Source organism: Caballeronia sp. S22, assembly GCF_964261745.1.
Taxonomy (GTDB): domain Bacteria; phylum Pseudomonadota; class Gammaproteobacteria; order Burkholderiales; family Burkholderiaceae; genus Caballeronia; species Caballeronia jiangsuensis.
This window is the reverse complement of the sequence record NZ_OZ180036.1, coordinates 1,741,266-1,765,225: the sequence shown is the minus strand read 5'-3', so window position 1 is coordinate 1,765,225 and position 23,960 is coordinate 1,741,266. Positions and strand designations below refer to the sequence as shown.

19 protein-coding genes and 2 pseudogenes are annotated in these 23,960 nt (G+C 63.0%); 8 read left to right on the top strand and 13 right to left on the bottom strand.

What is annotated here, in order from left to right; genetic code table 11:
• Positions 1-71 precede the first annotated feature (71 nt).
• Complete coding sequence (locus tag ACEN42_RS23470) at positions 72-1,184, top strand: AGE family epimerase/isomerase (RefSeq protein ID WP_371881648.1); 1,113 nt, start codon at positions 72-74, stop codon at positions 1,182-1,184.
• A 6-nt stretch (positions 1,185-1,190) separates the two neighbouring features.
• On the opposite strand, the gene ACEN42_RS23465 is transcribed toward ACEN42_RS23470, so the two are convergent.
• Positions 1,191-2,732, bottom strand: coding sequence for a methyl-accepting chemotaxis protein (locus tag ACEN42_RS23465; RefSeq protein WP_250485270.1), 1,542 nt, complete (start codon positions 2,730-2,732; stop codon positions 1,191-1,193).
• 272 nt (positions 2,733-3,004) lie between these two features.
• On the opposite strand from ACEN42_RS23465, the gene ACEN42_RS23460 reads away from it, so the two are divergent.
• Positions 3,005-3,445 carry a PaaI family thioesterase gene (locus tag ACEN42_RS23460; protein ID WP_035502707.1) on the top strand — a complete coding sequence of 147 codons (441 nt, stop codon included), beginning with the start codon at positions 3,005-3,007 and terminating at the stop codon, positions 3,443-3,445.
• 72 nt (positions 3,446-3,517) lie between these two features.
• Here the strand turns inward: ACEN42_RS23460 and ACEN42_RS23455 are convergent, their stop codons facing one another.
• Genes ACEN42_RS23455 through ACEN42_RS23415 form a run of 9 tightly spaced genes read right to left on the bottom strand, consistent with a single transcriptional unit; the run spans position 3,518 to position 12,253 of the window.
• Positions 3,518-4,366 carry an ureidoglycolate lyase gene (locus ACEN42_RS23455; protein ID WP_035502710.1) on the bottom strand — a complete coding sequence of 283 codons (849 nt, stop codon included), beginning with the start codon at positions 4,364-4,366 and terminating at the stop codon, positions 3,518-3,520.
• A gap of 40 nt (positions 4,367-4,406) precedes the next feature.
• Positions 4,407-5,150 carry an SDR family oxidoreductase gene (locus ACEN42_RS23450; RefSeq protein WP_371881647.1) on the bottom strand — a complete coding sequence of 248 codons (744 nt, stop codon included), beginning with the start codon at positions 5,148-5,150 and terminating at the stop codon, positions 4,407-4,409.
• A 52-nt stretch (positions 5,151-5,202) separates the two neighbouring features.
• A complete protein-coding gene (locus ACEN42_RS23445; RefSeq protein ID WP_371881646.1) occupies positions 5,203-6,039 on the bottom strand; it encodes an amidohydrolase in 837 nt (278 codons plus the stop codon).
• The gene (locus tag ACEN42_RS23440; protein ID WP_371881645.1) at positions 6,036-7,082 is read right to left on the bottom strand and encodes an aldo/keto reductase; all 1,047 of its coding nucleotides are present in this window, start codon (positions 7,080-7,082) and stop codon (positions 6,036-6,038) included. The genes ACEN42_RS23445 and ACEN42_RS23440 overlap by 4 nt, the downstream gene beginning before the upstream one ends.
• 24 nt (positions 7,083-7,106) lie before the next feature.
• The gene (locus ACEN42_RS23435; protein WP_371881644.1) at positions 7,107-8,399 is read right to left on the bottom strand and encodes a UxaA family hydrolase; all 1,293 of its coding nucleotides are present in this window, start codon (positions 8,397-8,399) and stop codon (positions 7,107-7,109) included.
• Between the two features lie 9 nt (positions 8,400-8,408).
• Positions 8,409-8,726 carry a UxaA family hydrolase gene (locus ACEN42_RS23430; protein ID WP_035502721.1) on the bottom strand — a complete coding sequence of 106 codons (318 nt, stop codon included), beginning with the start codon at positions 8,724-8,726 and terminating at the stop codon, positions 8,409-8,411.
• Positions 8,727-8,737: 11 nt separating this feature from the next.
• Positions 8,738-9,760: an ABC transporter permease gene (locus ACEN42_RS23425; RefSeq protein WP_035502724.1), complete on the bottom strand. Its 1,023-nt coding sequence runs from the start codon at positions 9,758-9,760 to the stop codon at positions 8,738-8,740.
• Entirely contained in the window at positions 9,750-11,255 is a 1,506-nt protein-coding gene (locus tag ACEN42_RS23420; RefSeq protein ID WP_371881643.1) for a sugar ABC transporter ATP-binding protein, read from the bottom strand. Before ACEN42_RS23420 ends, ACEN42_RS23425 begins: the two co-directional genes overlap by 11 nt.
• Positions 11,252-12,253 (bottom strand): sugar ABC transporter substrate-binding protein, encoded by a 1,002-nt coding sequence (locus tag ACEN42_RS23415; RefSeq protein ID WP_371881642.1) that lies wholly within the window; start codon positions 12,251-12,253, stop codon positions 11,252-11,254. The genes ACEN42_RS23420 and ACEN42_RS23415 overlap by 4 nt, the downstream gene beginning before the upstream one ends.
• Before the next feature lie 220 nt (positions 12,254-12,473).
• Here ACEN42_RS23415 and ACEN42_RS23410 point away from each other — a divergent pair, with 220 nt between their 5' ends.
• Both ACEN42_RS23410 and ACEN42_RS23405 read left to right on the top strand, forming a co-directional pair.
• Positions 12,474-13,250 (top strand): IclR family transcriptional regulator, encoded by a 777-nt coding sequence (locus tag ACEN42_RS23410; RefSeq protein WP_371882285.1) that lies wholly within the window; start codon positions 12,474-12,476, stop codon positions 13,248-13,250.
• Between the two features lie 94 nt (positions 13,251-13,344).
• On the top strand, positions 13,345-13,890 hold the full coding sequence (locus ACEN42_RS23405) for a hypothetical protein (RefSeq protein ID WP_238214468.1): 546 nt from the start codon (positions 13,345-13,347) through the stop codon (positions 13,888-13,890).
• Here ACEN42_RS23405 and ACEN42_RS23400 read toward each other — a convergent pair.
• Complete coding sequence (locus ACEN42_RS23400) at positions 13,887-16,313, bottom strand: GNAT family N-acetyltransferase (RefSeq protein ID WP_187605403.1); 2,427 nt, start codon at positions 16,311-16,313, stop codon at positions 13,887-13,889. The genes ACEN42_RS23405 and ACEN42_RS23400 overlap by 4 nt on opposite strands.
• Before the next feature lie 296 nt (positions 16,314-16,609).
• Between ACEN42_RS23400 and parA the strand changes: the two genes are divergently transcribed.
• The 3 genes and pseudogenes from parA to ACEN42_RS23385 all read left to right on the top strand — a co-directional run.
• The gene (gene parA, locus ACEN42_RS23395) at positions 16,610-17,272 is read left to right on the top strand and encodes a ParA family partition ATPase (protein ID WP_035502737.1); all 663 of its coding nucleotides are present in this window, start codon (positions 16,610-16,612) and stop codon (positions 17,270-17,272) included.
• 24 nt (positions 17,273-17,296) lie between these two features.
• Positions 17,297-17,402: pseudogene (locus tag ACEN42_RS23390) on the top strand (chromosome partitioning protein ParB); the annotation flags it as partial.
• A gap of 86 nt (positions 17,403-17,488) precedes the next feature.
• Positions 17,489-18,361: pseudogene (locus ACEN42_RS23385) on the top strand (ParB/RepB/Spo0J family partition protein); the annotation flags it as partial.
• Between the two features lie 98 nt (positions 18,362-18,459).
• On the opposite strand, the gene ACEN42_RS23380 reads toward ACEN42_RS23385, so the two are convergent.
• Positions 18,460-19,815, bottom strand: coding sequence for a replication initiation protein (locus ACEN42_RS23380; protein ID WP_035502741.1), 1,356 nt, complete (start codon positions 19,813-19,815; stop codon positions 18,460-18,462).
• Positions 19,816-21,544: 1,729 nt separating this feature from the next.
• On the opposite strand from ACEN42_RS23380, the gene ACEN42_RS23375 reads away from it, so the two are divergent.
• Positions 21,545-22,753, top strand: a complete 1,209-nt coding sequence (locus tag ACEN42_RS23375; protein ID WP_371881641.1) for a DNA-binding protein — start codon at positions 21,545-21,547, stop codon at positions 22,751-22,753.
• Here ACEN42_RS23375 and ACEN42_RS23370 read toward each other — a convergent pair.
• Complete coding sequence (locus tag ACEN42_RS23370) at positions 22,744-23,784, bottom strand: tyrosine-type recombinase/integrase (RefSeq protein ID WP_371881640.1); 1,041 nt, start codon at positions 23,782-23,784, stop codon at positions 22,744-22,746. The two genes, ACEN42_RS23375 and ACEN42_RS23370, sit on opposite strands and share 10 nt — an antisense overlap.
• Between the last annotated feature and the right edge of the window lie 176 nt (positions 23,785-23,960).

Here is a 23,960-nt window from a genome sequence, read left to right as displayed (position 1 = left end):
CGTTTGCTATTCTTTCCAGTTGCGTGTGCCGCGCAAGGCTGCGCGCCCCTCGAAACAATAAGAGTGTTCTCATGCAGGATCAGCAATCGAACGCTTCGTCGTCCATGCAATCGACGAACCCGGACTCCGCCGCGCAGTTGCGCGCGCATTACGCGAACATCGTGCTGCCCATATGGCGCGGGCCCGGTTTCAACGCGACGCTCGGCCTCGCGTACGAAGCGGTCGCGCCGGGCGATCATGCGCCGCTGCCGCCGAAGCGTTATCGCGCGATGGCCTGCGCGCGTCAGCTATTCGTGTTCTCGGAAGCCGGCGATCTCGCGCACGCCGCGACGCTCTTCGAGTCGCTACGGCACTATTTTCAGGACAAGCAAAACGGCGGATGGTTCTACAGCGTGGATGCAAGCGGCGCGCCGCTGGAGCGTCAAAAGGATCTCTACACGCATGCGTTCGTCGTTTTCGCGTGTGCGCATTACGCGAAGAAGAGCGGTTCCGCCGACGCCTTCGCGCTGCTCGATGAAACGTCGCGGCTCGTCGAAGTGCGCTTTTCGAGCGGCGGCGATCTGCTGAACGCGGTGCTTGCCGAGGATTTCGGCGCGACGATCGAAACGCCGTTGCAGAATCCGCTCATGCATCTCGCCGAAGCGTGGCTCGCCGCGCGCGACGCAACCGGCGACGCCGCCTACGACCGGCGTCTCGCGCTGCTCGCGCAATCCGTCGCGGACGCGTTCGTGCACGCGCCGAGCGGTTCCATCGCCGAATTGCCGATGGGCACGGCGGGCAACCGGCTGGAGCCGGGTCATCAGTTCGAGTGGTACTTTCTGGCGCTCGGCAGCGGACATCCCGCGTTCGAGGCGGCAGGGCTCAACGAAGGACTTGCGCGTGCGTTCGATTTCGCCCGGCAGCACGGCGTCGATAACGAAACAGGCGGCGTGGTGGCCGCCATCGACGAAGCCGGCCATGTGATCGACGGCACGCAGCGTATCTGGGCGCAGACCGAGTATCTGCGCGCGCTGGCCACGCGCGGCGATGCCGTCGGTGCGCAGATCGAGCGTTTTCGCGCGCGCTTTCTCCATGAAACCGGCTGGGTCGAATGCCGCTCGGCTCAGGGCGAGATCAGCCGCGCCGAAATGCCGTCGACGACGCCGTATCACCTCGCGACGTCGTACGCGGCGCTGCCGCTCTGAACCCGCTCAGGCGAGCTGGAACACCGACACAGCCGCCTTCAGTTGCCGCGTCTGCTCGTGCAGCGACGACGCGGCCGCCGCGGCCTGTTCGACGAGCGCCGCGTTCTGCTGAGTCATTTCGTCCATCTGCGTGACGGCCTGATTGACCTGCTCGATGCCCACGCTCTGCTCCAATGACGACGCGCTGATCTCCGCCATCATCTGCGTGACGCGCGAAATCGACGCCGATACTTCACGCATCGCCGCGCCCGCGCGCTCGACGAGCACGGAGCCGTCGCTCACCTGCGCGACCGATTCGCCGATCAGTTCCTTGATTTCCTTCGCCGATTGCGCCGAGCGCTGCGCGAGGCCGCGCACTTCGCCCGCCACGACCGCAAAGCCGCGCCCTTGCTCGCCCGCGCGCGCCGCCTCGACGGCCGCGTTCAATGCGAGGATGTTGGTCTGGAACGCGATGCCGTCGATGACCGAGATGATCTCCGCGATCTTGTCCGAACTCGACGCGATGCCGCGCATCTTCTCGACGACATCGTCCACCACGCTCGAACCGCGCGAAGTCGCGTTCAGCGCTTCGCCCGCGAGCGTGTTCGCCTCGCGCGCGTGCTCCGCGTTCTGACGCACCGTCGCGGTCAGCTCTTCCATGCTCGATGCGGTTTCTTCGAGCGAAGCCGCCTGATTCTCCGTGCGCGCGGACAGATCCGCATTGCCGCTCGCGATTTCATCGGCGCCGAAGTTGATGGAATCGGACGTCTCGCGCACGGTCTTCACGGTGCTCGCGACGCTTGCCTGCATGGTCGCGAGTCCCGCGAACAGGCGGCCGATCTCGTTCGTGCCGCGATCTTCGATGCGCTCGTCCAGACGCCCGTTCGAAATGCGCTCGAAATGGCGGCCCGCTTCCTCCAGCGGCTGAATCACGCCACGGCGCAGCGCGACGTGCACGAGCGCGATCCCCGCGACGAGCGCCACCAGAATCACGATGCCCACCGCGCGGAACCACGCATAACGCGTGTCGATCGACGAGAGATAGCCGCGGCCCGCTTCATCGCCGAAATTGACGAAGTTCTGCTGTTCCGCGAGATAGCGGTCCTGGAAACCCTGCGTTGGCTGATCGAGGAACGCCTGGATATTGCCGGCGTCGAGATACTGGACAAGCTCGCTCAGCGCCTTCGAATATTCGGCGTATTTCGCCTGCAGCGCGGTCGTGCGCGCGGTGTTTTCCTCGCCGGTCTTCGGCGCGTTCAGGAACGCGGTGAACGACTTGTCGGCCGCTGCGATCTGCTCGCGCGCGTGCTGAACGATTTCCGTCGGCTCGGTGCCGCCCCGCACCATGCGCGTGCCCGCGCGCGAAAGGTTGATGCGCGCATCCATCAGATGCTGCGTGGTCTTGTTGACCGCGTTGACCTGCTTGAGGGCGATATCGGACAGGCTGCCGACATCGTCATGCGTACGCGAGAGCGACCAGAAGCCGAGCCCTTCGGTCACCAGTTGAAAGAGACAGAACACCACCAGTACTGCGAGCAAACCCGATGAAACCTTGATCTTTCCGAACATCACTTGCACCCACGCTTTCCGAAATGAGGCCCGCCAGTGCGGGGACAGTGCGGGTTTACGGCAGTCGCGCCGAAAAGCTTGAATCGTTTGCCCGAAGGCGGGTCTATGCGGATGCATCCAATGCGAAGCCCTTCGCGCGACTTCATCGGCGCGGCGTGCAGGTCAGCCGAAACGCACCATTGCACATTTTTTGCGTGACTTCCTTGCAGTGCGCGCGAACGCTTCCTATTGTCTTTGCAGGACGGCACCGAACCCACCCAAGGAGTGTCCGAATGGCCGAAATCGTCGATATCGCGCGCGGTGCGCTGAATGCGCAACCGTTCAGCGCCTTGCTCGGAACCAAGCTGATGCAGGTCGATTCAGCGAGTCTCACGCTGTGCCTGACCATCAGGGATGAGCTAAGGCAACAACACGGCTTCGTACACGGCGGGGTGGTGAGTTATCTCGTGGACAACGCGCTGACCTTCGCGGGCGCGCTGCGGCTCGGGCCGAAGGTCGTAACGGGCGAGTACAAGATCAACTATCTGCGTCCGGCCGTGTCGGGCACGCTGATGGCCCGCGCCCGCGTCGTCCATGCGGGCATGACGCAGGCGACCTGCCAGTGCGACGTCTTCGTCACCGACGGCGGCGCCGAGCGGCTCGTCGCGGTCGCGCAGGGCACGATCACGCGCATCAGCGAAGGCGTCTCCGCCGAACCGGTATTTCACGCCTGATTCCTCAATCTCCGTCCTCCAACGCAAAAAACCTCGCCGCGGCGAGGTTTTTTGTTGGCTCGCGCGTGCGCGTTACTGCGCGGCGACGGTCTTCTGCGTCTGCTCGCCGAGGCCCTGAATGCCCAGGCGCACCGTCTGGCCGGCCTTCAGATACACCGCGTTCGGCTTCACGCCCATGCCGACGCCCGGCGGCGTGCCCGTCGAAATGACGTCGCCCGGCTGCAGGCTCATCACTTTCGACAAATACGCGACCAGTTGCGCGACCGTGAAGACCATCGTCTTCGTGTTGCCGTTCTGATAGCGCTTGCCGTCGACTTCGAGCCACAGATCGAGCTTCTGCGGATCGGCGACTTCGTCCTTCGTGACGAGCCATGGGCCGATCGGGCCGAACGTGTCGAAGCCTTTGCCCTTGTCCCATTGCGTGCCGTGCTCGAGCTGCCATTCGCGCTCGGAGACATCGTTGATCACGCAATAGCCCGCGACGTAATCGAGCGCGTTCGCTTCGTCGACGTACTTCGCTTCCTTGCCGATCACGACGCCCAGCTCGACTTCCCAGTCCGTCTTGACCGAATTGCGCGGAATTTCGACGTCGTCGTCCGGGCCGTTGATCGCGCTCGTCCATTTGTTGAAGATGACCGGCTCGGTCGGCACCGGCAGATTCGATTCGGCGGCGTGATCCGCATAGTTCAGCCCGATGCACACGAACTTGCCGACACGCCCCACGCACGGTCCGATACGCGGCTTGCCGTCGACCACGGGCAGCGACGCGATATCGGTTGCGCGCAGTTTCGCCAGGCCCGCTTCGGTCAGCGTCGCGCCGGCGATGTCATCGACGACCTTCGACAGGTCGCGAATCTGGCCCTCGGCGTCCAGCAGACCCGGTTTTTCCTGACCCTTGGGGCCGTAACGAAGCAGTTTCATCTGGTTTGATCCTCCTGGTTCGGAAAAAGAATGAGGGCGGTCAGTTCGACCAGCCGCCATCGATGACATGAATCTGGCCCGTCGTGAACGACGATTCGTCCGATCCGAGATAGAGCGCCAGCGCCGCGATCTCTTCGGCGCGGCCGACGCGGCCCATCGGCTGGCGCGCGACGAACGCCGCCTGAATCTGATCGACGCTCGCGCCCTGCGCCTTCGCCTGCTCCGCGATGCGGTCTTTAAGCGACGGCGATTCCACCGTGCCGGGACAGATCGCGTTGCAGCGGATGCCGCGCGTGACGAAATCGGCGGCGACGGACTTCGTCAGCCCGATCACGGCCGCCTTCGACGCGCCGTACACGAAGCGGTTCGGCACGCCCTTCACGCTCGACGCCGCCGACGACATGTTGATGATCGAGCCGCAGCCCTTTTCCAGCATCTTCGGCAGGAACGCGCGAATCGTACGATACATCGCCTTTGCGTTCAGATCGAAGGCGAAATCCCAGTCGTCCTCGCTGGCTTCGAGAATCGAGCCGGCGTGCACGTAGCCCGCGCAGTTGAAGAGGACGTCGATCGCGCCGATTTCGTCGGCCAGCGCGTTGATCGCCTGCGGATCGCGCACGTCGAGCCGGTGTAAGTCGAAAGACTTCCCTTCGAGCGACTCCGTGCGGATATCCGTCGCGATCACGCGCGCGCCCTGCGCCGCGAAAAGCTCGGCCGTCGCGAGCCCGATGCCTTGTCCCGCCGCCGTGATCAGCGCCGTCTTGCCTGCCAGTCTTTGTACCATCTACTGCTCCAGTCGAAAGTGTTTTTGAGACATGCCGGGTATATCAGCCGTTTCAGAGACGGTAGAACGCGCGGGCGTTCGCGCCGAAAATCGCGGCCTGATCGGCTTTTTCGAGATGCGACGTGAGGTTTTGGGCCGTGCTGTGCCATGCAGTGTAACTGCCGTTCATGTCGAGCACGGGCCAGTCGCTGCCCCACATCAGACGCTCGGCACCGAATTGTTCGAGAAGATGCGCGACGTAGGGTTTCAAGGTTTCGTCGGTCCAGTTTTCGCCGGATTCGGTCGCGAGGCCAGAGAGCTTGCAATGAAGTCTTTGCGGCAAGGCGGCGAGTTGCGCGATGCCATCGGCCCAGGGTTGCCAGCCTGACGGAAGACCATCGCGGATCGGCGGCTTCGCGCCATGATCGACCACGACGCGCAAGCTCGGATATCGCTCCACGAATTCGATCAACGAGGGCACATGCCGCGCGAAGATCAACGCGTCGAAGGTGAGATCGAGGTCGATGAGGCGCTCGATCGCGTCTTCGCGCGGCGCGTGTGCGATCCACGAATCGTCGGGCAGGTCCTGCAACATCGGGCGTACGGCCTTGAACTTCGGTTCGCGTGCGAATTCGTCGATGAACTTCGGTGCATCGGGCGAATCGAGCGGAACCCAGCCGACGACACCCGCGATCGATTCGTCATCGCGCGCGAGGTCGAGCAGATAGCGCGTTTCGTCGAGCGTCGGCGCAGCCTGAACGACGACGGTTCGTTGAACACCGACCGCCTCGCGAAGCGGCGCGAGATCGTTCGGGCCGAATACGCGAAAGAGCGGCTTCATGTCCGGCGTGAGCCATCCATAGTCGCCGCGCGATGGATCCCAGTAATGCTGATGCGAGTCGATATTCATCGCGGCACCGGCGCGTTCGCGTGAAGCAGACCTTCGGCACGCAACGCGTCCCATAGCGCAGGCGGAATCGGCGTCGCGAACGATGCCGCGTTCTCGCGCACTTCATCCGGCGTGCGCGCGCCCATCAGCACCGTGGCCACGACTTTATGCGCATAAGGAAACTGGATGGCCGCGGTGGACAGCGCAACGCCATGCGCACGGCATACGCGCTCCAGCTTGCCGACGCGCTCGACGATGTCCTTCGGCGCATCGCCGTAGTTGAACTTGAGATCGCCGTGCGCGTTCGCATCGAGACCGCGCGCGAGAATGCCCGAATTGAACGCGCCGCCGAGCAGGATACTCACGCCGCGTTTTTCGCATTCGGGCAGAAGATCGTCGAGCGTGTTTTGTTCGAGCAGCGTGTAGCGGCCCGCGAGCAATGCGCAGTCGATGTCGAATTCGGCCATCGCTTCCATTACCGCCGCGCCTTCGTTCACGCCGAGGCCCACCGCCTTTACGCCGCGCGACTTCTTCAACTCTTCGAGCGCGCGAAAACCGCCTTCGTCGGTGAGTTGCTTCCAGTAATGGGCGTTCTTCTCGCCATGCGTGACGCGGCCGATGTCATGAATCAGCACGATGTCGATATCGATCATGCCGAGCCGCATCTGGCTGTCTTCGAACGAGCGGATGATGCCGTCGTAGGTGTAGTCGTAGATCGCCTGGAAGGGCAGCGGCGCGGCCCAACCTTCGCTGCCGTCGTCGGGCCTCGTGCGCGGGACGAAGCGCCGGCCGACTTTCGTCGAGATGACGAAATCGCCGCGCGGATGGCGCCGCAGGGCATCGCCCAGACGATGCTCCGCCTTCGTGTGACCATAGTGCGGCGCGGTATCGAAGCAGCGGATGCCGGCTTGCCACGCGGCATCGACAGTTGCGCGCGCCTCGCCTTCCGTCAGTTCGTGATATAGCCCGCCGAGCGGCGCGGTGCCGAGCGACAGCGCCGTGACTTCAAGCGCCGTGCGGCCGATCTTGCGCCGGCGCGAAACTGCCTGCGTGTCTCCAGTCATGTGTGCGACCCTCAGTCGATACGTTCAGTTTGAAACGATCTCCACGGTGCGAGACGCCACAGTAACGCGTCCCGCGCCGCCGGGCAAACACGCCGGGCCGACCGGTTCGAAGGTTTTGTAAGTCAGGATGAATTCCTGATGCCCGAGCGCCTCCGACTTCGACGCCGCGCCCGCCGCCACCGCAACCGTGACATCGAAAACTTCGCGCCCTACTTCGTCGAGCGTCGCGCGGCCTTCGAGGATTCGGCCGGCGTCGACGTCCATGTCGCCGGACAGATTGCGATACGTCGATGGATTCGCGCACACCTTGATGACCGGCGATATCGCCGAGCCGACCACCGAGCCGCGCCCCGTCGTGAAGAGGACGACGTGACAGCCGCACGCGATCAGTTCGCCGATCTCCGCGTTGTCGCTGATATTGGGAAAGCCGAAGCGCGGTTCGCCGTCTGGGACAACATCGAGCAGATAGAGTCCGCCCGTCGGCGGCACATCGCCCGGCTTGATGATGCCGACGATCGGCGACGCGCCGCTCTTCGAATACGCGCCGAGCGATTTCTCTTCCTGCGTCGTCAGCCCGCCGTCCGCGTTGCCGACGGAGAACGAGCCGTGGCCCATCGTCGTGTAATAGCGCGCGGCCTTCTGCACGCATTCGACGATCGCGTCGCCGAGTTCGGGCCGCGCCGCGCGACGCTTCATATGGAATTCGCAGCCGACGAGCTCGCCCGTTTCCTCGAAAACGCACGACGCGCCCGCATCGATGAACGCATCGAATGCGCGGCCCACCGCCGGATTCGCCGTGATGCCGCTCGTGCCGTCCGAGCCGCCGCAAATCGTGCCGACGATCAGTTCGTCGAGCGCCATTGGCACCTTCTGTTGCGCCGCGAGCGTCGCGCGCGCCTCGCGCACCCAGTCGAGTCCGTTCTGGATCGTGCTGCGCGTGCCGCCTTTTTCCTGGATCGTCAGCACGGCGGCGGGCCGCCCGCTCGCGCGCACGGCGTCGGCGAGATAGTGCTTGTTCATGCTCTCGCAACCGAGCGATACGAACAGCACCGCGCCGACGTTCGGATGCGTGCAGATGCGCTCCAGCATTTTTTCGGCGTAGCTGTTCGGGTAGCAACCCGGAAAGCCGATCAGATGCACGGGCGATTCGGCTTGCGGATCGAAGGAATCGAAATCATCGAACGATGGCCGGAAGTGCGTGACGATCTCGCGCGCGACGTGATGCGCGCATTCGACGAGATACGCCACCGCGACGACATTGCGGATGCCCTTCCTGCCATCCGCGCGGAGATAGCCTTGCAGTGCGGGACTGTTCATGAGTGTTCTTCAGTGCTGTACGTAGGCGTGCCCGGCGTCGTGCGTATATGTCGGGATGTAGTCGCTTTCCAGATTGTGCGTATGCAGATGCTCGCCGCACGCGACATCGGCATTCACGTGGCCGATGATCGCGCCGTAGCGCAGCACCTTTTCGTCCTTCGACAACGCCCGCCTCGCGAGCTTGTGCGCGAGCTCGATGGTCGTCGCGAGCGTGACGGACTCGCCTTCGATCATCAGCGTTTCGCCTGCTGGCAAACGCGCGCCGGCGATCAGGCAGTTGTCTTCCGGACTCAGCAGAATGAGGCGCGGGTCGGTGGTTTTTTGCATCGTCGATATCGTCAGTTTTGCGCTTCGCCGCCCGCGATTCGCGCGACCATCAGCGAGCCGAGGATGATCGCGCCGTAGATCGCCTGAATCCAGAACGAAGGAACTTGCGCAAGTGTCAGGAGGTTTTGCACGACGCCCAGCAGCAAAACGCCTGACAGTGCGCCGAGCATCGTGCCCTTGCCGCCATCGAGCGAAATGCCGCCGATGACCGCCGCGGCGAACACCGTGAAGATCATGCCGTTGCCCTGATTCGCGTTGATCGCGCCGACATAGCCCGTGACGACCAGCCCGCCGATCGACGCGAGCACGCTGCCGAGAACGAACACGCCCCACGTGATGCGCTCGACGCGAATGCCCGCCGCGCGCGCCGCTTCCGGATTGCCGCCGATCGCGTAGAGCGCGCGTCCGAGGCGGTGGTAGCGCAGCATGAACGCGGCGGCCGCGAACGCCGCCGCCGCGAGCCACACGGAAACGGGCAGGCCGAGCACGAGCGTCGTCGCGAGCGTGAAGAACGACGGCGGCATGTCGAACAGCGTGCCGCCCTTCGTCGCGCCGACGAGCATCCCGCGCAACACGATCAGCATCGCGAGCGTGACGATGAACGCGTTCAGTCGCAGCCGCACGACCAGAAAGCCGTTGACGAAGCCGATCAGCGCGCCGACCACCACGATCGCCGCGAGACCGGCCGCCGCCGGCCACTCGAGACCGAAGCCCGCCGATGCCGCGGGCATCACGAGCATCGCACCGACGGCGGGCGCGATGCCGACCGTCGATTCGAGCGACAAATCGAACTTGCCCGTCAGCACGATCAGCGATTCGGCCAGCACGACGAGCGCGAGCGCCGCCGACGCGCCGAGAATGCTGATCAGATTCGCCTGCGTCAGAAAGCTCGGGCTGACGAACGCGCCGATCGCGAGCAGCAGCGCGAGCGCGGGCAAGAGCGCGAGATCGCGAAACCGCGCGAGCTCGATGCGCGGACGCTGACGCTGCATCGGCAGGCCGGCCATCGCGGAACTGGAAACGTCATGCTTCATGGAGACTCACTCCTTCGACGGATGCGATGAGTTCATGGTCCTGCCAACCGGCAGGGAATTCGGCGGCGATCGCGCCGCGGAACATCACGAGGACGCGGTCGCAGGTGCGCAGATCATCGAGTTCGCCGGAGACGACGAGCACCGCCTTGCCTTCCTCGCGCACCCGTTCGACGACGCCGAGCAGCGCTTCCTTCGATTTCACGTCGACGCCCGCGGTCGGATCGATGAGCACGAGCACGTTCGGATCGGTCGCGAGCGCGCGCGCCATCACGACTTTTTGCTGATTGCCGCCCGACAGGCCCGACACGACATGCTCCGGCCCCTGCGTCTTGATGCCGAGCGACGCGATCATGCGGCGCCCGAACGCGTTCTTCTTCGCCGGCGACGCGATGCCGAAGCGCCCGAGCGTGCGCGCGATCGTCATCGACGCGTTCTCCGCGACGGACTGCGTGAGCACGAGACCTTCGCGATGCCGGTCCTTCGGCACGCAACCGAGGCCGCTCGCCAAGGCGCCGGGCACGTCGCCGGGCGTGAGCGTGCGGCCGTCGACGGCGATCGTGCCGCTGCGTTGCGCCTTCAATCCGGCGATGGCTTCCGCGACGCTCGTGCGACCGCTCGTCGTCGCGCCCGTCAGGCCGATGACTTCGCCGCGTCGCACGTCGAAGCTGACGTCGTCGTAGTCGCCGCCCGAGAGCGCGGACACGGAAAGCGCGATCGGTGCATCGGCGGGCAACGGCGCGCGCGTTGCGGCATCGGTGACGGCGAGACCGCCTTTTTCGCCCGTCATCGCTTCGATCAGCTTGTCGCGCGGCAACGCCGAAACCGGCGCGCTGACGATATGCCGCGCATCGCGCAGAACGGTCACCGCCTGACAGATTTCGTACACCTCCTGCAAGTGATGGGAAATGAACAGGAAAGTGACACCTTCTGTCTGCAACTCTTCGATACGCCTGAAGAGACGCTTGATTTCGTCGCCGTCCAACTGTGCAGTAGGCTCGTCGAGGATGATGAAGCGCGCGCCATACGACAGCGCCCGCGCGATCTCGACGAGTTGCCGCGCCTCGACGGTCAGATCGCCGGCGCGCGCGTCCTCGCGCACATCGATCTTCCAGTGATCGAGCAAGGCACGAGCGTCACGGCGCATCGTGCGCCAGTCGATCACGCCGCCGCGCCGATGCTGCCGGTTGATGAACAGGTTCTCGGCGACCGACAACTCGCGGATGATCGTCGAATGCTGATAGACGCACGCGACGCGCTCGCGCCATCCATCGCGATCCGCAAGCGGCGGCGCGGGCTCGCCGCCGAAACGGATCTCGCCGGCGTCGGGACGGCGCAAGCCGGTGATCATCGAGACGAGCGTCGACTTGCCGGCGCCGTTGCGCCCGACGAGCGCGTGCGACTCGCCGGGCAGAACGCGCATCGTGACGTCCGACAGCGCCGCCGTCGAACCGTAGCGCTTGGTCAGCCCAAGCGCTTCCACCACGGGCGCGCTCATTTGATGTTGTTGCCCCAGAGGGACTTGTCGTCGACGTTGGCTTTCGTCACAAGCGGCGCGGGCAACTGGTCTTCCAGAATGCCGGGCGCGCGCTGGACGATCGTGCTGCCGTGATCCGTCGGGCCGGGCTTGAAGGTCTGTCCGGCGAGCGCCGCCTTGATATAGAAGAGGCCGTACTTCGCGTACAGATCGGCGGGCTGCGAGATGGTCGCGTCGATTTCACCGCGGCGGATCGCATCGTACTCCTGCGGGATGCCGTCATTGCTCACGATCACGATGTGCTTCGGATCGCCCGCCTTGACGAGCAGTTGCTTGCGCCGCAGCGTCTGGAGCGTCGGCGACAGATAGACGCCGCCCGCCTGCATGTAGATCGCCTTCACATCGGGATTCGCCGTCAGCAGGCTGTCGAGCGCGGTCGCGGCGGCGTCGCCCTTCCATGCGGCCGGGATTTCCAGAAGACTCAGCGACGGATATTTCTTCAGGCACTCGCGAAACGCCTCGGACCGGTCGCGGCCGTTCACCGACGCCAGATCGCCCATGATCTGCACGACCTTGCCCGATTTCACGTGCTCGCCGATGTACTCGCACGACTTCGAGCCGTACGCGCGGTTGTCGGCGCGCACGACCATCGCGACCTTGCCCTGCGTCGGCGCGACGTCCACCGCGACGACCGGCACGCTCTTCGCCGACGATGCATCGAGCGCCCGGCTGATCGCCGCCGAATCCAGCGGCCCGACGACGATGCCCTTCGCGCCGAGGTTCAGCAGGCTGTTCATGTCGGTGATCTGCTGCGCGGGGTCGCCGTTCGAATTGACGGGCGCGAGGATGTCGAGGCCCATCTCCTTCGCGTATTTCGGCAGGTAGTTGTTGTACGACTGCCAGAACGGCGATGTCAGCAGCGGCAGGCCGAGGCCGACTTTGCCGCTCTCGGCTGCCTGCGCCAAGCCGATGGTGCCGATCGCGGCGATGGCGACGGCGAGTGTCTTCGTGAATCTCATGCGTTTGTCTCCTGATGTGTGCGGTTCTTCGTGACTGCGACGTGGGGCTTCGGGAAACTGCCGGTGCATCTATTCATCAGTGAACGTATTATTCATATACGCACAAACCGAAGTCAAGGACGACGCGCGGCGAAACCGGTCGGTAATTTCCCTAGCCGGTTTTCGTCGGCTGACAGAAGGCTTAAACTCGCGCGAATTCATGAACCGACCCAGACCGCCCATGGACGTGGAAGACAACGACGCCGACCGCTATCGCGCGCCCGCCCTCGACAAGGGGCTCGATATCCTGGAACTGCTTTCGGAGCAGAAGTCGGGACTCACGCGCGCGGAAATCACGAAGATGCTCGGGCGCAATGCGAGCGAGATGTATCGGATGCTGGAGCGGCTCGTCGCGCGGCAGTACGTCGTGCGTTCGCCCGAGGGCGATCGCTATTCGCTGAGCCTCAAGCTCTATGCGCTCGCGCATCGTCATCCGCCGATGAACCGGCTGATTGCCGAAGCGTTGCCGGTGATGCAGCGTTTCGCCGATGCGGCGGAGCAGTCGGTGCATCTCGCCGTCTACGATCGCGGCAATCTGCTCGTCATCGCGCAGGTGGATGGCCCCGGCACGTGGGGCATTTCGGTGCGGCTCGGCTCGCGCGTCGGCCTGATCGACACCGGCTCGGGCCGCGTGATGCTCGCGTTCCAGACCGAGGAGCAGCGCGAGCACATGCTCGCGGAGCACACCAAGGTCAAAGGCGAGCTTGCGCTGGATCGCGCCGTGCTCGACGCCGACTACGAACGGATTTGCGAACTCGGCTATTCGCAGAAGGAAAGTCAGCAGACCTTCGGCGTGACGGACGTGACCTTTCCGCTGCTCGGGCCGTCGGGCCAGGCGATCGCCGCCCTCACCTGCCCGTATATGCGACGCATCGATGAGTACGTGGCGCCGTCGATCGACGACGTCACGGCATTGCTGAGAGACGCCGCGGCATCGCTTTCGATGATGCACGACTGAACGGTGCGGGCGCCGCGCGTTAGAATGGCGGCCCTCTCAAAAAGCCGGCGCGCTGCGTTCAGCGTGCCGGCGTGTTCAATTCGACGCACTCCCGATGGCGAAACTCCTTTCCGATTCCGAATTCCTCCGATTCACCGAACTTCAGCAAAAGCAGGCGAACTTCACGATCTCGTCCGACGAAGCCGATGAGCTACGCGAGATCGTCGCGCGTGCGCAGAAAACGCGCGACGACCGCGCGGCCGCGATGCAGGCGATCGAAACGTATATCGCGCAATTCGACATCACGCCCGACGAGCTTTTCTCGGCCGAGCAGATCGGCGATGCGGCGCGCACCTTCGGCCTGATTCCCGCCGCGAAGAAGGAGCGCACGCTGCCACCGCAACTGACGCACAACGGCAAGCCCTATCAGTGGACGTCGCGCGCGCTGCCCGATGACATCCGCGTGCCGCTCTTCGACGCGTTCACGTCGGGTCAATCGGTCAAGCCGTTCATCGCGACATTGAAGGACACGTCGCGCTGCGCTTTGACGATCGCGCGGCTCGAAAAGGAAACGGGAAGTACGTACGCCGAAGCATTGCTCGACGAGCTTTCGCTGTCGCGCGCACAGATCGAGGAAGCGCTGACGAAGCTCGCGGCCTAATCCGCGCGCGGCTGTGCTGGTGCATCGCACAGTCGCATCCTGAAACCGACGACGCCCGGATCTTCCGTCTTCGTCAACTCGAAGCCGCTATTGCGTGCGAGCGCGATCATGCCGGCGTTCTCGCGCAAGGCTTCCCCGACCATCCAGCGCGTGCCGCGCTTCTTCGCGTAGTCGATGATGCGCGACAACAGCAGCGATCCCAATCCCCTCCCCTTCATATCCGAGCGTGCGGCGACGGCGAACTCGGCGGTCTCGTTGTCGGGATCGGCAATCGCGCGCGCGACGCCGAGCGTCTCGCCCGTGCCTTCGCCATTCGCCCGCGTGACGATCAGCGCCATCTCGCGGTCGTAGTCGATCTGCGTCATGCGCGCGAGTTGCGAGTGATCGAAGCTGCGGACGGCGCCGAAGAAACGCAGACGCAAATCTTCGGCCGTATTGGCGGCGACGAACGCCGCATGCGCTTCTTCGTCTTCGGGGCGAATCGGCCGCACGGTGACGCGCATGCCGCGCCAGTCGAGCGTCTCTTCGAGGCAGCGCGGATACGGCACGATCGCAAGCGGCTTGCGATGCGCGCCGAGTGTGAGTTGCGGCTCGTGAACCGCAACCGAATCGCGGGTGACGCGCAGGGTGAGCCGCAGCGCGACGATTTCCTCGACATAGCAAACCAGTTGCGATAGCGCGGTCAGCGCGTTGAGCAGCGTCTCGGCGGGCAGCTCGCGCGAGCGCGGCGAACGCATGACGAGATCGCGCGCCAGCACGGGATTGAGCGGCGGTAACGCGAACTCGTGAAGCGCGTCCGCGAGTCCCAGCGCGCCCTCGGCCCTGAATTCGAACACCGGACCGAACACGCGATGATTGAGCAGCCGCGTCTGAATTTCGACGGCATCGCTCGTGAGCGAGTCGGGCGGTCCCGGCTTAACCGTGATGCCGAAGCGACCGAACACGCGCGCCGCACGTTCGCCATTCAATTCGGCGATGCCGTTTTCGAGTGCGCTTCGAATCTCGCATTGCGCGGCGTCGATCTCTTCCGGAATGTCGACGGGGAGGCCGTCGGGGGTTTGCATCAACAGTTCGCGGCCTTGCCGGAAATCGACGAGGCGCGCGAAGCCGCGTGCAAGCCGATGCGGCGTCGTGTGCACCGGAATGCCGTTCGCGTGCAATTCGTCGCGTGTGGCCGCATCGACGCAGCCGAAAAAGCACGCCAGCAATCCGCGATAGGCGTGACGCCGCTCGGCGATCAATATGCGCGCGACGTCCGCGACGGGCGCGCTGTGCGTCGGCGCATGCACGACGAACACGGTGCCGGTTTCGCGATGCGATGCGAGCGCTTCGAGCGCGGCGCCGAAGTCGGCGGGCGTGGCATCATCGCCGAGAAGAAGCGGGTTGCCCGCACGGGCGCGAGGCAGCGCGGCGGCAACGGCATCGCGCGCAGCGGTCGGCCAATGCGCGAGGTCATCGCCCGAGGCGCTGAACGCGTCCTGCGCGAGCGTCGCGACGCCACGGTCGCTCGTGATGACGGTCGCGACATCGCTCGCCGCCACACGGCCGATGCCGAGCGTTTCGATTTCGTCGAGCAGGTCGTCGAGCGAGTCGACACGGACGAGTCCGGCACGACGGAACGCCGCGCCGTAGAGACGATCGAACGGATCGTCGCGGCCGGTGCGAAGCACGAGCACAGGTTTGTTTCGCGCGGCGGCGCGCGCGGCGGACATGAACTTGCGCGCCGAGCGGACGGTTTCTATGGCGAGCAGGATTGCACGCGTCGATGCATCGCTCGCGAGGAAGTCGAGGATGTCACCGGAATCGACATCGGCTTCATCACCGAGCGCGACGATGCGCGAGAATCCGAGCCCACGCGCGCGCGCCCAGCCCAGCACGCCGTTCGTCAGCGCGTTCGATCCGGATACCCACGCGACGCCGCCTGATTTGACGCTGCATGCGGGCGCGCCGAGACATGCGCCGATCGCGGGCGTCACCACACCGAGACTGGCAGGCCCGATGATGCGCACGAGGAAAGGACGCGCGGCCGCCAGCGTACGAACGGTCCATTCATCCGCTTCGGCGGCGAACGATTGCTGCTTGTCCGGCGATGATGACGCCCTTCCTCGCTGCGTCGCTTCGCCGACGATCACCACCGCTTTCGTTCCACGCCGGCCCAGACGCTCGACCAGGTCCGGCCACGTGCGCGGGCGTGTGCAGAGTACGGCGACGCTCGGCGCTTCGGGCAGCGCATCGATGTCCGCGTACACGACTTCGCCACCCAGCGAGTCATGCTTCGGATTGACCGGCCAAAGAGCGCCTTTGAATCCCGCGCACTGAGTCCGCGTCCATACCATCTCGCCGATGCTGCCCACGCGCGACGAGGCCCCCACGATAGCGATCGATTTCGGCGCGAACAGGATATCCAGGTTGCGAACGGTCATGACGGCTCCGGCGCGAGCGGCAGTTGGGTCAGCGCTTAGGATAGGCGATTTTGTTTTGGGGGTGATGGCTGAGATTGGGTTCCTGGGGGGCGACTTTATGCGCATAAAGTCTGGCGGGCACGGAGGGGAATTCCCGGTTGATCCTTCGAGGCTCCGTCGCCGTCGACACGGCTGCGACGACTTTATGCGCATAAACCTCGGCCGAATGGCTAACGAAGTTCATTGGTTGCGTTTATCACTGGAAAAATAACTACGCCAATGTAGAATTCAACGAACTTCAAAATTCGGAGCAAAACGTGGCGGCGGAAATCATAGCGATCACGCAGCAGAAGGGCGGTGTCGGCAAAAGCACGATTGCGATGCACCTCGGTGCGGCCTTTCACGAAAAGAAGAAGCGTGTGCTGGTGGTCGACGCGGATGGTCAGAACACCTTGATACATTGGTCGAGCGCCGCATCGGATGGGTCGAGCGGCATCCCGTTTCCGGTGGTCAATCTGTCTGAAGCGGGAGGGCAGATCCACCGCGAGATCAAGAAGTTCGTCAACGACTACGACATCATCGTAGTGGATTGCCCACCGTCGATTACCGAGAAGGTGTCCGGTGTCGTGCTGCTGGCGGCGAGCGTCGCGGTGATTCCGACTTCTTCGTCGCCGGCGGACTACTGGTCGAGCGTCGGTCTCGTCAAGCTCGTACAACAAGCACAGGTCATGAACGAAGACCTACGCGCTGTCTTCCTTCTCAACAAGACGGAAGAGAAGCGCATGCTCACACGCGAACTCAAAGTCGCGCTCGAAGAGCTCGGCTTCCCATTGCTCAAAACCCAGATCCCCACACGCGAGTGCTACAAGCAGGCGATGGCGCTCGGAGTGACCGTCCTTCAAATGAGCGATCGCGGGTCGCGCCTAGCGGCGGCGGAAATCCGCGCCGTGGCGGATGAAATCCTCGGCATGCTCGCCTGACTTTATGCGCATAAAGGACCCTGTATGAAACCATCCCAGTTTGCGAAGGGCTTCAAGGCTCGCCCCGATTCGACAAGCAGCGAGAAGCGCACGGCGCTTGATCGTCTCAATGCGATCGATGGCATCGTCGACATTCAGCACGCAGGGCAGGCTGCGGCGAATGGTCGATCGAGCGCCTTCGTCGGTGAAGATCCCGCCGACGTCAACTCTGGGCCGGAATCCGACGAATATCGGACCTGGAGGCGCGCCAACCGTTATACGAGCGGCCAAGTGATCGAGTTGCCGCTCAAGTCGATCAAGCCCAGCCCGTTCAACCCGCGCCATTTTTATCTCAAGACTTCCATTGCGGAACTGGCCGTCAACCTCGCAAAGCAGGGACAGCAGCAGGCGATTCACGTCATCCCCGACTATGAAAGTCCGGGAACGTTTTTCGTCAGCGATGGCGGCCGGCGCGTGCGAGCGCTGAAAGAGGCGAATAAGGATACGGTCAAGGCGGTGGTCGTCGATCTGCCGATCGGCATTCAGAGCTACAAGCTGGGTTATGACCTGAACGTCCAGCGCGACTCGCAGACCGTGTTCGACAACGCGGTAGTCTGGCGGCGCTTCCTCGACGAACAGCACTTCCAGAGCCAGCGCGAACTGGCCGATCACCTGGGCCTTGACGAATCCACGATCGCCGTAGCGTTGTCCATCGCGAAGCTTCCGGAAAACGTCATGCACGAGATGGTCGCGCGACCAGATCGATTCGGCTCGAACATGGCCTATCAGATCGCCCGCTATCACACGGCCCGCGGCAGCGACGCCACGCTGCGGCTTATCAACAAGATCACCTCGGACGACCTGAGTACGCGTCAGGTCGCCGACATCGTCAAGGGTCGCGCGAGCGCTCAGGAAACACCGAAGACGCCGAGCCGCCAACGCTATGCGCAACGTCTCGAGATCAAGCTGGATGGCATTGCGGTCGGCGATCTGAAGTCATACGGTGAAGATCGTCTCGAACTGCGCTTGCGGGGTTTGTCGCGGGAGAAGCGGGACGCGCTCCTGCATCAGATCGAACTCATGCTTCAACCGGTCGATGCCGAGAAGTGATGTAACGATGGCCGCGGAGATGATTCTCTAGCGGCCTTTTCTGGTTTAGGGGTCCGCCCTCGGAACGTTCCGGCAGCAGCAGTCCTTACGCGATGAGATCAGCGCGACTGACTCAGCGTAAATGCCAGCAAGTCGCCGTCTGTCGGCTCACCCCATGTCCTTCGGGCCAGCCAGTCGAAAAAGGACGTCTCGGCGAGCTTTGAATCCAGTCCGCGCTTGCGCCAATCGTCGCGCATGTGCGTGCCCAGGCCCGGCAGCACATCTTCCTCGAATGACTGGCGCGCGATCTCCCGTTCTTCCTCACCTTGCTCGTCGTACAGCACGCGCGCTTCCTTGCGACGGTAAGCGGAAAATTCGCTCAGCAATCGGGCTTTGAGATCGTCGGCGCCGGAAACGGTCGCTGGGGTGCGCGTCGCCGTACCGCTCGTTGCCGGAGGCAGCGCCTCGACCGGCGGCGCGTAACCCTTCTTGAGCGCGTCTTTGAAAAGTGCGGCCGCGCTGCGAACCGGCGGCAAGGTCGTGCTGCGCATCCGCTGCTCCGTCATCTGCAAGGCGGCGCGGATACGGTTTTCCTCGCTGTCCGCGTAGAGCGTCTGCGCATCCTTCAGCGGAATGCCGATCTTCACCATCCGATCCACGAGCGTGCTGTCGAAAACATTCGGATGTTCGTCGAGCGCGAGCATCGGCTGCTTGCGTTCGGTCACGCGGAACTGAATTTCAGCGACTCGCCGTCCTTCACGATGTTCGACCAGTTCGACGAAGATGTTCGTCACCGCATTCACTTCAGCAATCGCGGGGCGAAGATAATCGCGCTTGAAGTATTTGTACTCGCGCTTGGCTTCGTCGCCGGCTTCGGTGTCAGGGGTGCCGGAAAGAATGGGCCGCCACCACTCCCACGTTTCGCGCATCGTCAGATGACTGGGGTTGGTCAGATAGCGAACGCAGATCTCGTAGAGCGCGAGGCCAGCGCTGCTACGCAACTGGCTTTGGAATTGCAGGCTCAGCCGCGCATATTGGACGGGGTCCAACAGCTTCTTCTTGATCTTGGGCGCGAACGAGAATTCGACCCACACCCGGCGTGTCGTTGGATCCTCGAGAATTTCGGCGTCGGCGATCAGCGTAGAAATTCCCCATTTCCGACCGGGCTTCTGGCTCGATGTGCCAGTACTCCACTCGACCTGCACTGACACCATGCGACGCAAATGCTCTTTGACGAGTGCAGTATCGTTCGAATCGAACGCAGAGTTCGCGACAATATCGGATAGCAGCGCGCGATACGTATCACCGGCGTCGTCGGCTTGCTGAGCAACCGCGAGGAGCACGTTGAAGAGCTTTCTCGTGAGCAGCGTAATCTTGCCGCTCTTCGGTTGAATCGCAATGGCCTCGACCGCCTTGCGCAATTCCGCCGAACTCGGGCTGACTACGTCGGTTTTCTTCGCGCGCTTGGTGGCCATGAAATGGTCAGAATCGATGTTGCGAGCAAGGATACCGACCGGGGTGAACCACGTCTATAGGGGAGTCTTCACCTTAGCGGGGTGATGGTGGACCGAGCGATTCGACTCACTGCGGTGCGCTCCCGTAAACCCTCACCGCTCACCAATCGGAGTCTTCTCATACCTGCAGATTCCACGCGGGTAAACGAATTGCGGCGATCCTGGTGCGTTTTCGGAACGGTCAAATCAGGATCCCGAAAGCCCTCACCTGAAAAATTTTTTGCGTGTTGTTGACTGTGGTGCGCCGGAGACAGCACCGCCGTCGACTGCGCTTTCGCTCGACATTGTGACCCTCGCGGTGCACATCTTGCGACGCGAGCACTCACTTTTAGTTGGAAACGGAGGAAACTCCCGAAAATCCTCACCTTTGCACAACTCCGTTCAGTCCCGTACGGCATTTCGGGCCTTGATCCAAGGCGCGTCCCAACGAAATAGCTCCCGAAAAACCTCACCTTGACGGGTTTCAATACTGTACCGCGTCACCTGAAGGAAAGGGCCACGGCTCCTGAAAACGCTCACCTTTGCGCGTGGCCTCTTAAAAAGGCACACCATTCCAGGCACTTATCTCGCTTTCTTCACGTAATTAGAAGCAAGCACACTCCCGCAAACTCTCACCAATCGAAGCGTCGTCACACGCCGCGCCGATGTTTGCTTCTCCCGAATTTGCTCACCTTATCTCGAGGCATGTACGCTGACGTTCGGCTATATCATTGATTTCAAGTGATTTTTAGCATCGAAACGTCGTAGAGGTTATCGCTCCCGACCCGCCGTCTCCAAAACTCTTCCCGCATCTCCTCACCGTCGAACTGCGGCACCTTCATAAGGAAACCACGAAAGAACCTTCCGTCAGCTCCTGAAAACGCTCACCTCAGTGACAAACATCGACGAATCTTGGCTTCGACGTGCAGTCCTGAAAGTCAGCCCGGCCCATAGTCCGGCTTTTCGCTCCCGCAAACTCTCACCTTGGGGCCACAATGCGCAGAGATTTCGGGCCAAAGGCACGTAGGCGCCCGAAAATACTCACCTTCATCCCCGTTTGTCCCCCGCAAACGCTCACCGATCGGTAAAAAAGACCCAATCTGATGGGCGAACACTGTCGTTTGCATGCTCCCGTGAATCCTCACCTTTCCACATCAACTCATCGCGAGAGAGATACCGAACATCAATGCTGCCATGGAAGTTTTCTCCCGTATCCGCTCACCTGCGGGTTTACGCGCTTCCCTGAACCCGCTCACGATCCTTCCTGCGGCTACTCACCGAGAATCCCGAAGCCCGTCACCAATCCCTCCCGAAGAGCTTCACCATAGTTCCCGTACAATCTCACCTGACCACCGGCAAAGCCTTATCCCATAAGGCTTTGCCTTGGCGTTAACAGGGTTAACAAGGGTTCAAGGGTGTTTACTTCTAATACTCTCAAGCGTTACTGAGTTTCCGCGAATAGAGCAACCAAACCGAAATCGCGTGAAACAACGACAGAAAGCGATATACGAGCTAGAATCGTTGATAAATCATGTGTTTGCAGAGATAAGCTCAGGATGTTTCACGATAGGCCTCGCGGCATATAGGCCGAATCCATCTGAACGCAGAAAGTCGTCAATCTGAAGCGCGGCTGCACATCAATCAACGAAATCGATCACGTACGACACGTAAAACGTTATGATCGTCACGTTGAACTGCCTCTTTCTCCGCCATGAATCAATACACTCGCGACAGTCTGCGTCAAGAAATCGAAGCGATGCGAACCGCAGGCGCCCGCCGCCAGGATCTTTCTCAACACGCGTGCAAGCGACTTTTTTTCGACCTCGGCATCCGTCCGTCGGTGATGACGGTCCGCGAACTCACTCAAACGGGTAGCGCGAGCGACATCCCTAAAGACATCGAAGCTTTCTGGGACAGCCTTCGCTCGGCGCTGCGCGTGCGCATCGATGCCGGCGCGATGCCGGAGTCGTTGCAGCAACGCGCGGGTGAACTGCTGGCGGCGCTCTATGACGAGGCCCAGAAACTTGCACTTTCCGCTCTCGACGACGACAAAGCCCGTCTCGACGCCGCCGTGCAAGCGGCCCAGGCGCAGGTTCGAGATGCCAACGTGCGCCGCGAAGCGATCGAGCAAGCCCATCAGCGTGCCGAGGCGCGAGCCGAAGCAAGCGCTGCGCAGATTGCCGCGCTGGAAGCCGACCTGAAGGCGCTGCGCAATCAGGGATCGGGCGCTCAGGCGGGCTTACGCGAAGTCATCGCGCGTTGCGAAAAGGAAAATGAGACGCTGTCGGAACGTCTGCAGAACGAGCAGGAGTCTGCTGCGCGGCTTCGCGATCGTATCGACGAACTGCAGGACGAGCTGCGCCACAATACGGAGCACTACGCCCAGCAGATCAAGGACGCGATCAAGGAAGCCGAGCGACGCGTTCATCCGATGCTGGTCGAGCTCGACTCTTTGCGTGGCATGGCAGCGACCTATCAGGCAGGCGCCCGCGAGGCGAGCCAGAAAGAATTCGATTTTATTCAACAACTTAGCGCCGCGAGGAGTCGCGCCGATCGGCTTGAATCTCAAGTGCGGACACAGTCCGACGAAATCGACGCACTCGTTCTCGAGCGCGATGCGCAGCGCGTCCAGTCCGGGGCCAGCGCGGAAGTCGGTGCGCTGATCGCATCGCTGGTGGCCGAGGGCCGCTTAAGTAACGCCGAAATCGCCGCGCTTGGAACGCAAATGGATGGGCATATCGTTGCGCCGACCGCCTGTCCCGCATGCGAGGCCGGCGAGCCGGAACTCCAGCGGCACGAAGACGAGTACGAACTTTCCTGCCCAAACTGCGAGCGGACGTCGGGCGCGGCGTCATCCAAGCTCGCTGCCATCGACGGCTTCCTCCGATCAGCGCGTGTCGGCGCAACGGATCAAAGGTGAGAGTTTTCGGGATCTGTGGTTAGTCCCTGCGAACCCTCGTCCGGCGTGCCGCTGGCGCGCGCCTGAGCGATATCCCGCTCCCGTATTTGCTCACCCATCCATTCCTGCCACGCGCGAAGCAGGCGGTGAACGGAGATCGTCTGCTGAAATCCGAGCCATTGCCCGACGCGATCGGGGTCCGTTCCGTCCTCGAAATGTTCCGCGGCGTAGGTGTTGCGCAAAGTCTGCGGACTCGCCCGCGCGACGCGTGACGCAGCGATGCCGGACGCGGCCACGACTGCGTCGATCGCGCGCAGCATCGTCGCCTTGTGCATGGAGCGGCCCGACGGCGCCGCCGGGAACAGCAACTCGCCCGCGAGATCCGCCGTCTTGCGCTCGCTGATCCAGTTGTCCAGCAATTCGATGGCGAACGGCGCAAGCCGCGCTTGCCGGATCAGCAGCGGATTCGCCGCATCGACGGTGATGTACGGCGCGCCCGCCGCGTAGCAATCGACGGTCAACTGCGCCGCCTCGCCCGTTTTCACGCCTCCGCCCAGAAATACGGCGACCAGCGCTCGATCGCGCCGCTCGCGCCAGCGCTGCGCGCCTGGCAATGCGCCCATCGGCGAAAACAGATGCGCGACGAGCAGCGCGCGCTCGTCGTGAGTCAGAAATCCGGTCGGCTCGTTGTCGCGAGCCTTGCGCCATGCCGCGTCGCCGTCCTGGGCGATGAATCGCGCCGGGTTCGTTGCCGCCGATTCCACTTCCCGCACGTGATCCAGCACGCGCTCGATCAGCCTCAGGTAGCGCATCCGCTGCGGACGGCGAATGTCCAGTTGCGCGACGAACTGCTCGATGACGGGACGTTGCACCGTATGCAGCGTCGCGCGCTTCGCGGCCAGCCATTCGAGAAAGTTGCCCCACTGCGCGCGATACACATCGGCCGACGACGCCCGGAACGACTGTTGGGCGAGCCATGCATCGAATGCGGCGTGCGGATCGGCCTGCCAGTCAGCGCGCTGTTGGTCGAAGAGATCGGAAGTGTTCGGCATGGTGTCAGAAGGCGCAGTGCGCGCTGTGTTGCACTGCGCACAGGGTCGGGCTTCGAGCGCCGAACGTCAAGCGGAGGTGTTCGCCGAAGTGTCAATCACTGTCTTGCCGCGGATGCGTTTTGTCCTCTACTGTCATCCATACGGCTTCCTTCGACCCGCAAGCACAAGAGCAAAAA

Coding starts and splice junctions, on each gene's coding strand:
- ACEN42_RS23470 (WP_371881648.1), top strand. CDS start 72: ATGCAGGATCAGCAATCGAACGCTTCGTCGTCCATGCAATCGACGAAC.
- ACEN42_RS23465 (WP_250485270.1), bottom strand. CDS start 2,732: ATGTTCGGAAAGATCAAGGTTTCATCGGGTTTGCTCGCAGTACTGGTG.
- ACEN42_RS23460 (WP_035502707.1), top strand. CDS start 3,005: ATGGCCGAAATCGTCGATATCGCGCGCGGTGCGCTGAATGCGCAACCG.
- ACEN42_RS23455 (WP_035502710.1), bottom strand. CDS start 4,366: ATGAAACTGCTTCGTTACGGCCCCAAGGGTCAGGAAAAACCGGGTCTG.
- ACEN42_RS23450 (WP_371881647.1), bottom strand. CDS start 5,150: ATGGTACAAAGACTGGCAGGCAAGACGGCGCTGATCACGGCGGCGGGA.
- ACEN42_RS23445 (WP_371881646.1), bottom strand. CDS start 6,039: ATGAATATCGACTCGCATCAGCATTACTGGGATCCATCGCGCGGCGAC.
- ACEN42_RS23440 (WP_371881645.1), bottom strand. CDS start 7,082: ATGACTGGAGACACGCAGGCAGTTTCGCGCCGGCGCAAGATCGGCCGC.
- ACEN42_RS23435 (WP_371881644.1), bottom strand. CDS start 8,399: ATGAACAGTCCCGCACTGCAAGGCTATCTCCGCGCGGATGGCAGGAAG.
- ACEN42_RS23430 (WP_035502721.1), bottom strand. CDS start 8,726: ATGCAAAAAACCACCGACCCGCGCCTCATTCTGCTGAGTCCGGAAGAC.
- ACEN42_RS23425 (WP_035502724.1), bottom strand. CDS start 9,760: ATGAAGCATGACGTTTCCAGTTCCGCGATGGCCGGCCTGCCGATGCAG.
- ACEN42_RS23420 (WP_371881643.1), bottom strand. CDS start 11,255: ATGAGCGCGCCCGTGGTGGAAGCGCTTGGGCTGACCAAGCGCTACGGT.
- ACEN42_RS23415 (WP_371881642.1), bottom strand. CDS start 12,253: ATGAGATTCACGAAGACACTCGCCGTCGCCATCGCCGCGATCGGCACC.
- ACEN42_RS23410 (WP_371882285.1), top strand. CDS start 12,474: ATGGACGTGGAAGACAACGACGCCGACCGCTATCGCGCGCCCGCCCTC.
- ACEN42_RS23405 (WP_238214468.1), top strand. CDS start 13,345: ATGGCGAAACTCCTTTCCGATTCCGAATTCCTCCGATTCACCGAACTT.
- ACEN42_RS23400 (WP_187605403.1), bottom strand. CDS start 16,313: ATGACCGTTCGCAACCTGGATATCCTGTTCGCGCCGAAATCGATCGCT.
- ACEN42_RS23380 (WP_035502741.1), bottom strand. CDS start 19,815: ATGGCCACCAAGCGCGCGAAGAAAACCGACGTAGTCAGCCCGAGTTCG.
- ACEN42_RS23375 (WP_371881641.1), top strand. CDS start 21,545: ATGAATCAATACACTCGCGACAGTCTGCGTCAAGAAATCGAAGCGATG.
- ACEN42_RS23370 (WP_371881640.1), bottom strand. CDS start 23,784: ATGCCGAACACTTCCGATCTCTTCGACCAACAGCGCGCTGACTGGCAG.